At 55.5% G+C, this 15,384-nt stretch carries 14 protein-coding genes and 1 tRNA gene; 9 read left to right on the top strand and 6 right to left on the bottom strand.

The genetic code is table 11. The annotated features are described in order from the left end of the window. Entirely contained in the window at positions 1-1,386 is a 1,386-nt protein-coding gene (locus ACR0AJ_RS10960; RefSeq protein WP_170378612.1) for a sensor histidine kinase, read from the top strand. Positions 1,387-1,450: 64 nt separating this feature from the next. Further along, positions 1,451-1,527 (top strand) — tRNA-Arg (locus ACR0AJ_RS10965). A 709-nt stretch (positions 1,528-2,236) separates the two neighbouring features. On the opposite strand, the gene ACR0AJ_RS10970 is transcribed toward ACR0AJ_RS10965, so the two are convergent. The 6 genes from ACR0AJ_RS10970 to ACR0AJ_RS10995 form a co-directional block, all read right to left on the bottom strand. Continuing rightward, positions 2,237-3,046: an NAD-dependent epimerase/dehydratase family protein gene (locus tag ACR0AJ_RS10970; protein ID WP_480740836.1), complete on the bottom strand. Its 810-nt coding sequence runs from the start codon at positions 3,044-3,046 to the stop codon at positions 2,237-2,239. Continuing rightward, positions 3,034-3,936, bottom strand: a complete 903-nt coding sequence (locus ACR0AJ_RS10975; protein ID WP_480740837.1) for a hypothetical protein — start codon at positions 3,934-3,936, stop codon at positions 3,034-3,036. The genes ACR0AJ_RS10970 and ACR0AJ_RS10975 overlap by 13 nt, the downstream gene beginning before the upstream one ends. 53 nt (positions 3,937-3,989) lie before the next feature. Continuing rightward, complete coding sequence (locus tag ACR0AJ_RS10980) at positions 3,990-4,985, bottom strand: substrate-binding domain-containing protein (RefSeq protein ID WP_170351641.1); 996 nt, start codon at positions 4,983-4,985, stop codon at positions 3,990-3,992. A 56-nt stretch (positions 4,986-5,041) separates the two neighbouring features. Then, positions 5,042-6,028: an ABC transporter permease gene (locus ACR0AJ_RS10985; protein WP_174818509.1), complete on the bottom strand. Its 987-nt coding sequence runs from the start codon at positions 6,026-6,028 to the stop codon at positions 5,042-5,044. A 2-nt stretch (positions 6,029-6,030) separates the two neighbouring features. Next, complete coding sequence (locus tag ACR0AJ_RS10990) at positions 6,031-7,626, bottom strand: sugar ABC transporter ATP-binding protein (RefSeq protein ID WP_480740839.1); 1,596 nt, start codon at positions 7,624-7,626, stop codon at positions 6,031-6,033. 105 nt (positions 7,627-7,731) lie between these two features. Then, the gene (locus ACR0AJ_RS10995; protein ID WP_010437239.1) at positions 7,732-8,403 is read right to left on the bottom strand and encodes a GntR family transcriptional regulator; all 672 of its coding nucleotides are present in this window, start codon (positions 8,401-8,403) and stop codon (positions 7,732-7,734) included. Positions 8,404-8,508: 105 nt separating this feature from the next. Between ACR0AJ_RS10995 and ACR0AJ_RS11000 the strand changes: the two genes are divergently transcribed. The 7 genes from ACR0AJ_RS11000 (at position 8,509) to ACR0AJ_RS11030 (ending at position 15,376) form a co-directional block, all read left to right on the top strand. After that, on the top strand, positions 8,509-9,378 hold the full coding sequence (locus ACR0AJ_RS11000; protein WP_480648856.1) for an SMP-30/gluconolactonase/LRE family protein: 870 nt from the start codon (positions 8,509-8,511) through the stop codon (positions 9,376-9,378). A 26-nt stretch (positions 9,379-9,404) separates the two neighbouring features. Next, on the top strand, positions 9,405-10,439 hold the full coding sequence (locus tag ACR0AJ_RS11005) for a sugar ABC transporter substrate-binding protein (RefSeq protein ID WP_480648854.1): 1,035 nt from the start codon (positions 9,405-9,407) through the stop codon (positions 10,437-10,439). Positions 10,440-10,523: 84 nt separating this feature from the next. Next, positions 10,524-12,047, top strand: a complete 1,524-nt coding sequence (locus tag ACR0AJ_RS11010) for a sugar ABC transporter ATP-binding protein (protein WP_480740841.1) — start codon at positions 10,524-10,526, stop codon at positions 12,045-12,047. Next, complete coding sequence (locus ACR0AJ_RS11015) at positions 12,044-13,045, top strand: ABC transporter permease (RefSeq protein ID WP_170765386.1); 1,002 nt, start codon at positions 12,044-12,046, stop codon at positions 13,043-13,045. The genes ACR0AJ_RS11010 and ACR0AJ_RS11015 overlap by 4 nt, the downstream gene beginning before the upstream one ends. A gap of 1 nt (position 13,046) precedes the next feature. Further along, complete coding sequence (locus ACR0AJ_RS11020) at positions 13,047-13,835, top strand: SDR family NAD(P)-dependent oxidoreductase (protein WP_050606103.1); 789 nt, start codon at positions 13,047-13,049, stop codon at positions 13,833-13,835. Between the two features lie 22 nt (positions 13,836-13,857). Then, positions 13,858-14,352: a lactoylglutathione lyase family protein gene (locus ACR0AJ_RS11025; protein ID WP_480740843.1), complete on the top strand. Its 495-nt coding sequence runs from the start codon at positions 13,858-13,860 to the stop codon at positions 14,350-14,352. Further along, positions 14,345-15,376, top strand: coding sequence for a C-terminal binding protein (locus ACR0AJ_RS11030; protein ID WP_480740844.1), 1,032 nt, complete (start codon positions 14,345-14,347; stop codon positions 15,374-15,376). Before ACR0AJ_RS11025 ends, ACR0AJ_RS11030 begins: the two co-directional genes overlap by 8 nt. Positions 15,377-15,384 lie beyond the last annotated feature (8 nt).

Raw genomic sequence — 15,384 nt, forward strand, 5'->3', positions numbered from 1 at the left:
ATAGTGAACTCGCTGTCGGGCCGATTTCTGATCCTGACGACGGTCTTCGTAATGTTGGCCGAGATTTTGATTTTTGTCCCCTCGATTGCCCGGTTTCGCGAAGACTTCCTGTTGAACCGGTTAGAGCGTGCGCAGATCGCTTCGCTGGCCTTGTTGGCTGATGACATGCTGGCCGAGGATCTTGAGGCCGAATTGTTGGTCAACGCGGGCGTGTATAATGTGGTGCTGCGGCGCGATGAAATTCGACAGCTGATGCTGTCCTCGCCTATTCCCGAACAGATCGCCAATACCTATGATCTGCGCGATGCCGGACCGTGGATTTTAATCCGGGACGCCATGTCGCGCCTGTTCACACCTGAAAACGAAGTCATTCGCGTGATTGGTGAGCCGGTCAAAGATGCAGGTCTTCTGATCGAGGTCACGACAGACAGCAAGCCTCTGCGGATGGCGATGACCGATTATGGCCTGCGTATTCTGGGCCTGTCCTTTGTCATTTCAATTATCACCGCGTTTTTCCTGTTCCTTGCCGTGCGCGTTGTTCTGGTGAAGCCGATCAAGGGCGTCGTGGGGTACATGCAGCGCTATGCAAGCGCCCCCGAAGATGCCCGCGGGATCATCTCGCCCAATTCCAAAGTGACCGAGTTGCGCGAAGCTGAAGAGGCGCTGCAGCAGTTACAGACCGAACTGACGCAAGCTTTGAAGCAGCGCGAACGACTGGCGCAGCTGGGTGGTGCTGTGGCTAAGGTCAGCCATGACCTGCGTAACATCCTGACGTCGGCGCAGCTGTTCACTGATCGGATCGAGGCCAGCGATGATCCGCTGGTGCGGCGCATGGCGCCGAAGCTGGTCAACTCGATCACGCGGGCTGTGTCTCTGTGTGAAAACACGCTGGCGTTTGGTCGGGCGGAAGAGCCGGCACCGACCTTGACAATGGTGCCTTTGCGCGACGTGGCCGAGGATGTTGTGGCAAGTGAAAAGCTCGCTATTGCTGATGCCTGTGTCGAGATTGTGAACGAGGTTCCGAAAGACCTCGTGGCGCGCGCAGATCCCGAACAGATTTTCCGCGTGATGATGAACCTGGTGCGCAACGCGCGTCAGGCGCTGGTGGCGTCCGGAAAGCCGGGCCGAATCACGATTGCCGGCTGCGTACACGACAATGACTGGTGCGTAGAGATCAGGGATAACGGCCCTGGTTTGCCGCCGCGAGCGCGCGAAAACCTGTTCACTCCGTTTCAAGGCGGGGTGCGCAAAGGAGGCTCGGGCCTTGGGCTTGCCATCTCGCAAGAACTGGTGCGTGGACATGGTGGCGACTTGGTTCTGACCCAGACCGGACCGGAGGGAACCACCTTTGAAATCAGGCTGCCGCAGGGCGACGTGACTTTTTAAAAGTTTTTTGAAGAATCGGCTTGCACGTCCTCTGACGTGGGTCTACATACCGCCTCACCAACGCGGACCGATAGCTCAGCTGGATAGAGTACTTGACTACGAATCAAGGGGTCGGGGGTTCGAATCCTCCTCGGTCCGCCACTGGTTTCCTGTTGAACGTCACAAGAACCTGACCCAACCGTCACAGTTGGACCAGAAACGGGGTGAACGTTCGACACCGGAAGGCACCCCCGATGTTGGACATCAATTGATGTTGGCCTTCGCGTCTTAGACTGACCCAAATATCCCATTTTAAGGCTCCTGCAGACAGTTTCGTTTGATCTGGCTTCCCTTATGGAAAATCAGGGCTGATTTGCAGATCAGACAGCGAAGCTGCCTGATTCTGCCGATCTGCCACGTGGCGAACGCGGGAGGGGGCGAGGCAATGCTATTCGATAGGGGTGGTGCGGCCCGCAGGCACGGCCGAGGACACGGTCCTGTCTAATAGCGTTGCCCGAGGGGGAGGGCCGCGCCCTCGCCCTGACGGCCAAGGGCGTTTGGCTTGTCCAAATCCCGCTGGCCCACGAAAGGAAAGTGGTGGGAAGGATGATATCTGAGGGGTTGAAATGATGGTTCGTTCGGTCCGCAGATAAGGCTCGCACTCAACCAGAGATCGCTTCAGATAACACCCGTTCAGCGACGTTTGCAGTTTGTTATCGAAGTATCAAACATCAATGGTTGCCAAATCTGGCGCTCGTTATGTCGCTCTCCGTCTACCGCGAAGCGGACAAAGATGACCTTTTCAGCGCTTACTTCGGTGCGAGGTTTCGGAAACTGAATGCGAGGCGCAACAATGTCCGGGCCTTATACTCTACCAATCTGGAAAACGTGTCGTGAAATAACTAGGGAGCCGGACTGTAAACAGCCGCTGCAGCATGGATCTCAAGGAAATGCCCAATGTTATTTTCGCGGGGCTTCCATCCATTGGAGAGTAGCCAATCGCTTGCCGTGTTTCGGTGATATTCCAGCGCATCCCCGGGTTATCTGACATTAGGTTGAGGGCTGCGAAGGAAATACCCTTGGCATCTATTGCGGCGCGCATTCCGCTTAGAAAGTCCCGATCACTCAACCACATTTCCTGACCCCACCGGCCCATCGCCATGTGTGTGCCGGGTTGGTTGCCGTGAGTCCATTGCGTCCAGCCGATGCGCAAGCAGATGACCGACAGTCCGTGATGCTCGGCGAAATAGGCCCCTGTCCGTTCACAGAATAGCTTTGACATGCCGTAGGCGTTTACTGGCCCTGGTGGTGTCGTGCTGTTGAGCACCTGATGCGTGAACCTTTTGTCGCCGTGAACCCAGTTAGAGCTGGCAAGAACCACGCGGCTGACGCCCATGGCTGCCGCATGGTGATAGAGAGAAAGCGTTGCATCCATATTGTGTTTGATCGCCGAGGCCCAAGTGGCGGAGGGCTCTCGGTCACCAGCTAGATGCACGATAACGTCCACTCCCTTAAGCAAACTGACCCAACTGCTGTCGTCGGACAGGTCTGCTGTGTGAATGTCGGGATGATCAACGGGACGGATGTCGATGCCAGAGACGGTGTAATCGGAGTCGCTTTCTAGCGCGTTGAAGAGTTTGCGGCCGAGATGCCCGCCTGCGCCTGTAATCAAGACATGCATGACAGGAACTCCTTGTTGTTTGCGAGTCCCAATGGCATTTGGGTTGCATCTTCATCCGTCAAGACGCGGAACGTTTGCCGAAAACTCAGCGTTTCATTCGGTGCGAGGTTGCGTGCCGGGGAGTGCCACTCCGCTTCGCAATAGGCGTAATCGGCTGAATTAAAGACCTCAAACGGATAGTCGTGTGCAAATTGATCGCCCTGTTGAGGTTCTGGTACCGAGCACATTAGCAACGGGGTGTTAGGGCCGCACCGCATCAGTGTACGACCGTTGGGGTTCGGTAACCCGACTTTGAATTCCTGCTGTCTGTTGCAATCCACGACAATGCCATTGCCGCGCGTCGCTATCATCCCTTCGGAAGAGCCAAAAACAGGATAAAACGCGGGGTCTTCCAACTCGACACCGATTTTGGTGGGGGTGTTAAGCATCATGACTGACCAAATGCCAGTCAGGCGCGACGAGGTCCCATGGTTGACCACGATGTGTTCTATTTCCCAGCTTTCCGCAGAGGTCAGCGTGATGCGGCGCGACACTGACAAGTGCGAGGTCGGGCATAATGCGCTGGTCATGTCGATACGAGTGCTGCTTCTAGAAGTGATCTGGTAAGAGCCGCTGTCCAACACGGGAAACGGAGCGCCGCTTACCCAGGACGCATCTGGGGCGATCCAAGTCTTCTCGCCGCCCCAGAGTGGAAAACCAAATTGTGGAGAGCGTGTGGGCAGATCAGTAAGCCGTGTGTCATCGACATCCAAACCGTCGAGATCTGCGTTCTGAAATAGGAGGGAGCGACCTTGGAAGTTTATATCCCATAAGCGGCCCCCGATGCCGGGCAGGAGTGTCAGCCGCAGATCGTTTTGCTGCAGGTGAAGAACGCTCCATCGGTCCAACATTTAACCCCCTCCTATCGGTTTCCCGGCGCGATAGAATGCACCGGGACAATCGCTTAGGTGTGCTTGAACTGGACGACGTTCTCGGCAGTAATCGGCATAACCCCGGTTTCAACGCGCTCGGGTAGAGGATTGATGCCAGCCGCCTTCCAATCGGGCAAGACCTTCAGCGCGTCAGTGTTCTGCCAATGCATCATGTGGAAGGCGAGAAAGATCTCAAGATAGGATTTCTGAGCCACAGCGCCGTGAATTGTGCCGTCTTCGATATAGGGAAGCATATCATCATTTCGGTCCATCGCGACGATCTTGATGTCCTTGCGTCCCGCCTCATTGATTGCAATTGCCGCGCCTTTGCCGCTGTCGCCGTCCGTGCCGCCAATGCCAACAATATCCGGGTTCGCCTGAATTGCCTGAAGGTAGGCTGTCGGCGCATAGGAAGGGTCGGCCTTATCGTTGACGACGTCGACCACTTCGATATCCGGGTATTTCTCAGCAAAGATTTGTTTGTACCCCTCGACCCGCTCCAATGTGGAGGGCGCAGGGAAAGTGCCGAGGATAACCTTGCCTTTCCCGCCAATCGCTTGCGCGAGCATTTCGCCGCCGACACGTCCTGCCTGAACGCCATTGATACCAAGGAATGTGGACCGGGGGCTGTCGGGAATATCGCCAATACAACATGTGACCGGAATGCCCGCTTCGACCGCACGTTCGACGCCGGGGGCCAGAGTGGCCGGATCACCGGGGAAGATAAGGATGCCTGCGGGACGTCTTGCGATCAGTTCATCCAATTGGCGTGCTTGTGCGGCCGTGTCGAAATCCAAGGGGCCCGTGAATGTGGCCTTGATGCCCATCAGTTCCTCAAGGTCTTCCATTGCATTTCGATAGTCCACCCAGAACGGCACCTGCGTGACGATGGACAGGAACACATACTCCTTGCCGGCCGCTTGCGCCATGGCTTCTTTGGACAGCATGGGCAGTCCGAACGCTGCGGCCAATCCAGCGGTGGTGCCCGCTGTCAGCAGCCTGCGCCGATTCACGTTCAATTCAGTCATCGTAGTCTCCCTGTTTTGGATCTTTGGTTGTTGTTGAGTTTTGGAAAGCTTCGGGATTAGCCCCGTTTGCTTCGGATCAGCATGTCCAAGGCGACCGCTGTAACGAGTACACCGCCGATGACGATCATCTGCCAGTAGATCGATACAGCCAGCATCGTCATAGTGTTGTTGATCAACGCAACGAAAACGACGCCGAGGAAAGCACCAAGAATAGTACCTTCGCCGCCGCGTAGAGATGCGCCACCGATGACAGCCGCTGCCAGAACCTGAAGTTCGATACCGTTTCCTGCCGTGGGCGTGCCGCTCATCAGGCGGGAGGCCAGCAATACACCCGCCAAAGCAGCCAGAATACCGGTCAGTGCGTACAGAATGATACGTACGCGTGTGACATGGATGCCTGACAACATCGCGGCCTTTTCATTGGCGCCGATGAAATAGACCTGACGGAAAAAGCGCGTATGACGGACGGCCAGGTCAAACAGAACGACGAGCAGAATGGTGAACAAGACGATTACCGGAAAGCCGCCTATGTCAGCTTTGCCGATCCAGGCAAATGATGCCGGCAGGCTTGAGACAGAAAAACCTTCGGTCAGGACAAGAGCGATGCCTCGCGCGATCGACATCGTGCCGAGGGTCGCGATAAGCGGATTGATCCCGAGGCCGGTCACGAGCAAACCGTTCACTACCCCGACAATTCCACCCAACACTAATCCGCATACCACAGCGAGCGGAATTGGCATGCCAGTCAAAAGCAGCATGGCTACGACGGTAGAAGACAAAGCCATAACCGATCCAACGGAAAGATCGAATCCGCCGGATGCAAGTAGGATCGCCATACCGATCACGATGATCGCGGTGGGGGCCATGCCCACGGCCACGGCTCGAAAGTTCGAGAAGCTGAGGAAATAGGGATTAACGTTGGACATCACGATGATGATGGCGGCGATCAGAACGATCAGCGTCAGTTCACGAATATCGACAAAAGCTTGTAGAACACGGCGCAGCAGCGGACGCTTCATGGGCAAGTTGGCTTGAGCGGTCATGGTCACGTCGCGACTCCTGATTGATTGGTTTGGGGTGCGTCCACAATTGGAACGGAATTTCCAGCGGCCATTTGAAGAAGCGTGGTTTCGGTTGTCTCAGCGGCTGCGATGTCTCCCATGAGGCGACCGTCGTGGACGACAAGGATGCGGGTTGAGAGAGAGACAAGTTCGGGAAAATCGGATGACACGACGAGGATGGCCATTCCCTCTGCAGCTCGACGCAACAGTTCCGTGTGGATTTGGAATTTGGCTCCGACATCGACCCCTTTTGTGGGCTCCTCAATAATGAGAAGAGCTGGCGCGCGTTTGAGCCACTTGGCCAACATTATCTTTTGTTGATTGCCCCCTGAGAGATCACCAACAAGTTCGTTAATCCCGCTGGTTTTGACACTGAAGGCGTCAATGGCTGCTTGGCTGGCTGCTTTGATCGAGCCCGAACGCATGAGCCCAGCAGACGCATGATCGGAAAGACTAGCCGCGATCAGGTTGTCGCTGAGTGATTGCTCCAGAAAGAGGCCTTCAGTCTTGCGTTCCTCGGGAACAAACCCAACTCCAGCACGCATCGCCTGCCGCAAGGACGCAAAGTTAACAGGCTTGCCGTGAAGTCTGATCTCCCCGGTCGCGCCATGCATCAGCCCGACAATCGATCGAACAATCTCGCTGCGGCGAGCGCCCATCAACCCTGCCATCCCTACAATCTCTCCGGCTTTAATGGAGAAAGAAATGTCTTCGAATTCACCTAGATGGGTTAGGTCTTGGACCTGCAAAACCTCTTCACCGTTAACCTTACCTGACCGCGTGACATCACCGGGGTGAGCGCCGCCGATCATCTCGGCAACGACTTGTTCCTGAGAAGTTTCCGAAACCGGTAAAGTGCTGATGTGGCGCCCATCTCGCAAAACGGTAATGCGATCCGATATCTGGAAAATCTCGGCCATATGGTGGCTGACATAGACGATGCCAATCCCTTTCTTTGTCAGGGACTTTAGGACTTCGAATAGTGCGTCTACTTCGTCGGGTGCCAATGCCGATGTCGGTTCATCCAGCAAAAGGACGCGGGAATTCAACGACAGCGCCTTGGCGATTTCAACAATCTGGCGGGAGCTAATTGGCAAGTTTTCCACGGGTGTTGAGACGTCGATATCCAGACCGAATTCCGCCAGCAACGCCTCCGCACGGCGGCGCAGTTCAGGCCAGTCAACTACGCCAAACCGGGTGGGCACGCGGCCCGCGTAGATGTTTTCCGCAACAGAGAGCGCGCCAGCGAGGCTGAGCTCTTGGAAAACACAGCCGATGCCCAGGGATTGCGCATGCGACGGGCTTTCGACCCGCTGTTCCTTGCCGTCGCACAGGATACGCCCAGCAGAAGGTTGGTGAAGTCCATAAAACAGGCCGAGACAGGTGGATTTTCCGGCGCCGTTTTCCCCGCATAGCGCGTGAACTTCGCCGGGTCTCAATTCAAAGTTGACGCCATCCAAAACAATGTTCGTGCCGAAGCTTTTGCCAACCCGATCCAGTTGGATCAGTGGCTGTAGCCCCAGTGAGTCAGGTTTCATTGCTGGCGTCATATAAGCTTCCTCCCGCTTTTTGATTGGCATCTGATATCTCAGATGTCAACTGAAAAAGAAAAGACGGTGAGGTGCCCAAAAGAAAGGGGCGGCGCCGTTCTGGCCCGCCCCCGTCACAACGAAGCTACGTTTTTGCTAGGATGCGGTCGCTCCTTCGAGGACGATGGCGGCGCTTTTGTAGGCTTGTCTGGTGCGGTCAATATGCGCTGTGAGAAGAGATTTGATTTTGGCCATGTCACCTTCGCGAACGGCAATAGCGATTTTCGAATGCTCATCGAAGGAGAGCTCAGTATGCTGTGGCAGCTTCGCCAAATGGGTTCGCAATGCGGCAATCTTACCGATGTAGCGTGTATAGCTGGCCGTCAGATAATCGTTACCGGCATGTTCAAAAATCAACTGATGAAATGTGGTATCCAGTGAAAGGTAGCCCTTTTCATTGCCTCGCCTGCGTTCTTTCTCCATGTCCTTCACGACACGCTGCATGTCGTCGGCAAGACCTTCCGGGTTCCGCAACAACGCAAGTTCAAAGGCGGCAGTTTCGATAGCCTGTCTGAAATCGCAGATCTGAGTCACTTCCGGCTCAGACAGCGAAAAAACGCGTGCGCCTTTTTGAGGCTCGATACTGACCAACCCTTCGTCACGTAGTTGAGCGAGTGCTTCGCGGACTGGCGATTTCGATACGCCCAGCTCTTCGGAGATTTTTCGCTCCGACAAAACCTGACCCATTTTCAGGGAGCCATCGATAATACTATTCCGCAAATGTTCCAGTGCGAGTTCACGCAAAGACTTGGGTCTCTCAAGCGCCATCTGAGGATATCTCCAAAAAAAGGTGTTGCCAGATGCAAGATATCTGATACACCAGATTAGGCAAGCTGGTATATCAGATATCAGAATGTACTTAGGAGAAAAAAAGTGCGCGCAGAGTTGGTCGTCGATTGTAAGAACCAGCACGGGGAAGGGATTTTCTGGAATCCCGCCGATGGCCTTATCTGGTGGACCGACATTGAGGGCTGCGCGCTTTGGTCATTTGATCCTGCAACGTCAGAATCCGCTTCTCATGAGATGCCGGAGCGCGTGTGTTGCTTCGCGCCGCGCGCGTCTGGCGGTCTGATAGTTGCTTATGCTGATCGAGTTGTCTTGTTCGATTCGCCCAATAGCGAGGAAACCCTCGTGACGCGATTCGAGCCGAACAATCCGGAGACACGGCTTAACGACGGGCGAACCGATCGCCAGGGGCGATTGATTGTTGGAGGCATGAATGAAGTTTCTGGTAAGGCCGATTCGTCAGTCATCTGCGTCGATAAGGATTTGAGTGTACGGGCGATTATCGAAGGAGTGTCTTGCGCCAATTCGACTTGCTTTACGTCCGACGGTGAGACGATGTACTTCGCGGATACCCCGGATCGGGAAATCGTCGCATTTGATTACGACACCCGCAGTGGAACCGTTTCGAACCGTCGGCGGCACGCTTCTTTCAATGATGAGCCTGGCTTGCCTGATGGGTCCTGTGTCGATGCCGAAGGGGGCGTCTGGAACGCCGAATGGGAAGGCCATCGCGTTGTTCGCGTCGCACCTGACGGCACGATAGATCACGTGATCGAGGTGCCGGTCTGGAAGCCCACCTGTTGCGCTTTCGGTGGCCCTGATCTCGACACGCTGTTCATCACGACCTCAAGGCTGATGAGTGACGACGCAGCTTTAACAAAAGAACCGGAATCCGGCGGCCTCTTTGCTGTGAAACCCGGCGTTCGTGGCGTGATCGACGCGCCATTCAAAGGATAACCGACGAATTTCTGGAGGAGAAAACTATGTTGAAAACGCTTATGACCACTACGCTTGTCGCGGGGTTCGCCACGCTGGCAACGGTCGCTCTGGCGGAAAATTATCCAACACCGGTTCCACTTGAGGACGGGGCACAAGCGCCAATCGATGCGATAGAACCCAAGAACGATACGTTCCGGATCGCGTATATGCCGCCGGCGACCGAGTTCAACTATTACATCGCCATCGGTGAAGGCATCAAAGCGGTTGCTGCTGAGGCCGGGGTCGAAGTCTTCATGCTTGCGCCCCAGTCCGGTGCGGACATCAACGGCCAAATGGGAATGATCCAGGATGTGCTGACGCAGGATGTGGATGCAATCATCTTTGGTACACACGATGAATTTGCTGCCGCACCGCTGCTGAAGCAGGCCGTCGACAAGGGCATGGCAGTTTTGATGATCAACTCGGACATCCCGAACTTCCCGACGCCAATTCATGGCGTTGTCGGGTACTCTCAGCGCAACGGCACGCATGCTATCGCTGATTGGGCCATTGAAACTTATGGTGATCAACCGTTGAAGGTCGGGATCATCGAAGGCCAGCCAGGCTATCACTCGACCGAACGTGTGGGTGGCTTCCTCGACGGTATCGAGGGCAACGAAAACTTCGACGTTGTGGTATCCATTGATGGTAAATGGAACGTTGAAGGCGGCAACACTGCTGGTATGGATATCCTGCAGTCGAACCCTGATCTGGACATGATCTTTGCGGCGAACGACTACATGATCATCGGAGCGTCCTTCGCGGCTAAGGCACTCGGTCGCAATGACATCGTCCTTTTGGGCAATGATGGCGACACGTCAGGCCTTGAAGAAATTGCGGCTGGCAACATCACGGCAACCGTCAACACCTCGCCATTCCTGATGGGTAAGGCGGCTATGCACGCAACCATTGATGCGCTCAACGGGTCCTATCCCGGCGGCTGGATCGAAACGCCCACATCAATTGAAGACAAAGACGGAGCGATCAGCGTGCTGCAAGAGCCAGAAAAGCTCTTCCCGCAGCCGTCCAAAGAGTACTGAGCTTTCTCCCCGCTTCCCGGTGGCGCGTGCGCGTGCTGCCGGGTCGCAACTCAACCGAGTTTCGCTTTTAACGAGGCAATCGTAATGACACCCGCAACGCCACTTTGGGAGTTTGTCGATATCACCAAGGCCTATCCCGGGGTTTTGGCGAATGACAAGGTTTGCATCCGGCTTATGCCCGGTTCCATTCATGGGCTGCTGGGTGAAAATGGCTGTGGCAAGTCGACCATGATCAAGACTCTGTCCGGCGTACAGCAACCCGATAGCGGTCAAATCCTGCACAATGGCAGCCCAGTCACGATCAGCGACCCGCAGGCGGCACGTGAACTGGGCGTTGCAACAGTTTTTCAGGAATTCTCGATCGTGCCCACCTTGTCGGTGGGCGAGAACATCTTCCTTGGCAATATGCCTCGGTCCCGCTTTGGCGTGATCGATTGGGCCAAGGTCCACAACGAAGCCGCTCGCGTTTTGGCGGAAATGGATGTCGATGTTTCACCCGAGACCATAACCGGCTCACTATCGGTAGGCGAGCAACAACTGGTCGAGATCGCGAAAGCCGTCGCGATGGACGCTCGCATGATCATCCTGGATGAACCGACGGCGGCATTGGGTGAAGACGAAATTGAGCGCCTGCACCAGCTACTGCGCAATATGCGTGAGCGCGGTACCGCTATTCTCTATGTGTCGCACAGGCTGGATGAGGTTGAACGGATCGTTGATGAAGTGACGATCTTGCGCAACGGCTGTGTTGTGCGTGCAAGTGGCGAGACCAAGATCAACGTCTCTGAGATTGTCAGCGCAATGGTCGGTGAGGACATTGGTGAGCATTATCCCAAGGAGCAGAACGCGACCAAGGATATTGTGCTAGAGGCGGCGGGTCTGGCCACCAAATCGGGCGTGAAAGATGTATCGTTTTCGTTGCACCGGGGTGAAGTTCTGGGCTTGGGTGGCGTATTGGGCAGCGGCCGCACAGAGATCGCTCGCGCCCTGTTCGGGACAGACGAGCTGACGGGCGGACAGATAACACTGCACGGCAAACCAGTTCGCTTCCGTCGGGAAATCGATGCGATCCGTGCTGGATTAGCCCTTGTTCCGGAGAACCGTAAGTTTGACGGGTTGTTCTTCAATTTCCGCGCAAGCGGGAACGTCACCGCAGCGTCCCTCGGCGGGCTAAGCCGGTTCGGTGTCTTGAATCTCAAGGCGGAAGAGCAAGCCACCCATGACCTGATCCGCGATCTGGAAATCTCGACCCAGGCTGAGGAAAAGACGGTCAACTTCTTGTCTGGTGGTAATCAGCAGAAGATCGTGATTGCACGTTGGCTGTTCTCAGCCTCTGACATCCTGATCCTTGATGAACCGACGCAAGGGATCGATATCGGCGCCAAGATCGCTGTTTACAAGCTGATTAACAGGCTCACTCGGGCGGGAAAATCGATCATTCTGATCAGTTCAGACCATGATGAGTTGCTTGCGATGAGCGATCGGATTGCCGTCGTGCAGCACGGAACGATTGTGCGCACGGTCGATGCATCCGACCTTACTCATGACGATCTTGTGCGCGCGTCCGCCGACACCCCCCAATCCAAGCCTAAGGAGGCTTTCGCATGAAGCGGATCTTTGACACCCAGTTGATCGGGCCATTTGCAGCAATGGTGATCGTCGCACTGATCGTGGCACTTACGACGGAACGCTTCCTGAACCCGGGCAACCTTTCTAATTTGTCGCTACAGGTAAGCATCGTGGCCTTGATCGCAATCGGGTCTACTATCGTGATCTTCGCTGCGGGCATCGATCTGAGCTCCGGGTCTATGGTGGCTTTGCTGACCATGATCCTTGCACAGATGTTGAAATTTGTTGGCATTCCACTGGTTCTGGCGTTGCCACTCATTCTCCTCATGGGCGGATTGCTTGGTCTATTCATTGGGCTGATAACAGCCTATGGGCGTATCCCATCTTTCATCACAACATTGGCGGCGTTGATTGCCTTCAGGGGCCTTGCGCTGACCTTCAACAATGGGTCTCCGATCTTCTCGCTGGATCCGGCGCTGGAGCCAATCTTTTACGGCAAGCTGTTCGGTGTTCCGATGCCTTTCTTCTACCTCGTGTTCTTCTACGTCCTTGCCGCGTTCACTATGAACTTCACGAAACTCGGCCGTGAGATCTATGCCGTGGGTGGCAACCCAGCCGCTGCCGTTCTGACAGGTATCAACGTACGAAAAGTTCAGACGACGACATTTGTCATCGCGGGTTTCATGACTGCGGTTGGTGCGATCCTGATGTCAGCGCGCCTCAACTCTGGTTCGCCCAACTATGGCCAGACGCTGGAACTTCAGGCCATTGCCGCCGCTGTTGTCGGCGGAGCCAGCCTTGCAGGTGGCCGCGGCAACATCCTCGCCACGCTGATGGGGGCGATGACAATCGTTATCGTCCAGAATGGTTTGAACCTAAACGCTGCGCCATCTTCGGTTCAGAATATCGTGTTGGGCCTGATCATTCTGTTGGCCGTCGGCATAGACATGTGGCGCGCGGAGATTTCGGCCTTGATGGGTCGAATGTTCGGCCGCCCTTCATCGCAGCAGTCATCTAACGTTAAGAAGGAGGCCTGAGATGGATCTGGGGCTCAAAAATAAGCTGGTCCTGGTGACTGGTTCAGGTTCCGGCATCGGCAAAGCCACTGCCCGGGTCTACCTGGAAGAAGGCGCGCGGGTCATCGTGCATGGCCTGACCGAGGCGGAAGTGTCCGACTGCGTCGACGACCTGTCATCTCTGGGCAAGGTCGAAGGCATTGCGGCCGACTTAACCAAAACCACTGATGCGGAAACTCTGGCAGAGTTTGCCCGCGCGCGCGGTGCGGTGGACGTTCTGGTGAACAATGTTGGCATCTTTTCGGTCAAACCGTTCGAGGATCTCACCGATGACGACTGGATGCATTACTTCAACATCAATGTCCTGTCCGCCGTTCGGATGAGCCGGATTTTCCTGCCTGACATGCTTGGCCGGGATAAGGGATCTATTATCAACATGGCCAGCGAAGCGGCAGTGAAACCACTACCTCAGATGGTGCATTATTCTGTCACTAAAACTGCCATGTTAGGTCTGACACGTGGCATGGCAGAATTGACAAAGGGGACAAAAGTCCGGGTTAACTCGATCCTGCCTGGTCCAACCTGGACCGAAGGTGTCGAAGCCTATTTTGACGGCCTCGCCGATCAAAAGGGTGAGCCGCTCGACACGATCGTCGACAATTACTTCAAATCAGATGAGCCCACATCGCTCATACAGCGCTTTGTCCAACCAGACGAAGTCGCCCGCATGATCGTCACGATCTCTGCAAGCACAGCCTCCAATGGTTCTGCGCATCGGATCGAAGGCGGCATCGTTCGCAATATTCTTTAACTGCTAACTGGAGGAGCCCTACATGGCCGCTCTCACTTTCTCTCACATCGGCGTCACAGTTCCCGACCTGGAAAAAGCCGTGGAGTTCTATTCCAAGGCATTCGGCCTTTACGTGCTGATGGAACCAACTGAAATCCTGCATGACGAAAGCGCCATCGGTCAGATGTGCGACGATGTGTTTGGGGAAGGTTGGGGAAGCTTCCGTATCGCGCACTTGTCAATGGGCGACGGTGTTGGCATCGAATTGTTTGAGTTCCCAAAGACCGTCGAAGAAGAACGCCCGTTTGAATATTGGCGGCGTGGCTTGTTTCATTTCTGCGTACAGGACGAGGATCTGGAAGGCCGCATCAAGATTATCGAAGACCTGGGCGGGCGCCAGCGCATGAGCCAAGTGCGCAAGTATTACCCAGGTGAAAAGCCCTATCGCATGGTCTATATGGAGGACCCGTTTGGCAACATCTTCGAGCTCTACAGCCACTCGTACGAATTGACCTATTCGGCGGGTGCTTATGACTGATCGCGCCGACTTTTCCCCCAGAACGGACAAACCCAAGGTCGTGATAACCGATTACGACTTTGGTGATGTTGCCGTTGAGACGGAAATCCTGGAAGCCGCGGGAGCCGAGGTGATTGCGCTTCAGGCCAAGCGCCAGGAAGACCTGTTCGATGTCGCGCCGCATTGCGCAGCGATGATGAACCAATATGCCAGGATCGGGAAAGAAACGATTACGCGGATGCGGAACTGTGAGGTCATCGCGCGTTATGGCGTAGGCGTAGATATCGTGGATGTTGGCACGGCGACGGAAAAGGGCATTCTCGTCACCAATGTGCAAAACTATTGCACCGAGGAAGTCGCCGATCACGCGATTGCCCTTTGGCTGACCCTGGCGCGCAAGTTGCCCGACTATGATCGAGCCACTCATGCAGGGGTCTGGCAATGGCAAAGCGGGCAGCCGGTCTACCGGTTGCGCGGGCGGACGATGGGTGTCGTTTCGCTGGGTAAAATCGGGCAAGCCATCGTTGCGCGGGCGCAATCTTTCGGAGTTACGGTCATCGCTTACGACCCGTATTTGCCAAGAGAAGTCGCCGCGAAGATTGGGGTCGAGCTGGTGAGCAAGCCCGAATTGCTGGCAAGGTCCGACTATATCCTAATGCAGGCGCCGATGACGCCGAACACGCATCACTTTTTGTCGGATGCCGAATTTTCGGTCATGAAACCCGGTGCGATACTCGTGAACACTGGACGCGGACCAACGGTAGACAACAAAGCCCTGTTCCGGGCGCTGACCGAAGGCCATTTGGCCGCTGCAGGGCTCGACGACCCCGAAGAAGAGCCGGCAAAGCGCGCCAACTGGACGCCTGATGACAACCCGCTGTTCACACTGCCCAACGTCCTCGTAACGCCGCATGCCGCCTACTATTCCGAGGAATCAATACACGCAGCGCGGGTTACCGCGGCTTCGCAAGTGGCCAAGGTCCTGACAGGACAAAAACCCGACTACACAGTCAATGCCGACGCATTGGCCGTATCTACCGCATAACAGGAGAC

It is taken from the genome of Ruegeria sp. CJ9 (assembly GCF_056536625.1).

Coding starts and splice junctions, on each gene's coding strand:
- ACR0AJ_RS10970 (WP_480740836.1), bottom strand. CDS start 3,046: ATGCATGTCTTGATTACAGGCGCAGGCGGGCATCTCGGCCGCAAACTC.
- ACR0AJ_RS10975 (WP_480740837.1), bottom strand. CDS start 3,936: ATGTTGGACCGATGGAGCGTTCTTCACCTGCAGCAAAACGATCTGCGG.
- ACR0AJ_RS10980 (WP_170351641.1), bottom strand. CDS start 4,985: ATGACTGAATTGAACGTGAATCGGCGCAGGCTGCTGACAGCGGGCACC.
- ACR0AJ_RS10985 (WP_174818509.1), bottom strand. CDS start 6,028: ATGACCGCTCAAGCCAACTTGCCCATGAAGCGTCCGCTGCTGCGCCGT.
- ACR0AJ_RS10990 (WP_480740839.1), bottom strand. CDS start 7,626: ATGCCAATCAAAAAGCGGGAGGAAGCTTATATGACGCCAGCAATGAAA.
- ACR0AJ_RS10995 (WP_010437239.1), bottom strand. CDS start 8,403: ATGGCGCTTGAGAGACCCAAGTCTTTGCGTGAACTCGCACTGGAACAT.
- ACR0AJ_RS11005 (WP_480648854.1), top strand. CDS start 9,405: ATGTTGAAAACGCTTATGACCACTACGCTTGTCGCGGGGTTCGCCACG.
- ACR0AJ_RS11010 (WP_480740841.1), top strand. CDS start 10,524: ATGACACCCGCAACGCCACTTTGGGAGTTTGTCGATATCACCAAGGCC.
- ACR0AJ_RS11015 (WP_170765386.1), top strand. CDS start 12,044: ATGAAGCGGATCTTTGACACCCAGTTGATCGGGCCATTTGCAGCAATG.
- ACR0AJ_RS11020 (WP_050606103.1), top strand. CDS start 13,047: ATGGATCTGGGGCTCAAAAATAAGCTGGTCCTGGTGACTGGTTCAGGT.
- ACR0AJ_RS11025 (WP_480740843.1), top strand. CDS start 13,858: ATGGCCGCTCTCACTTTCTCTCACATCGGCGTCACAGTTCCCGACCTG.
- ACR0AJ_RS11030 (WP_480740844.1), top strand. CDS start 14,345: ATGACTGATCGCGCCGACTTTTCCCCCAGAACGGACAAACCCAAGGTC.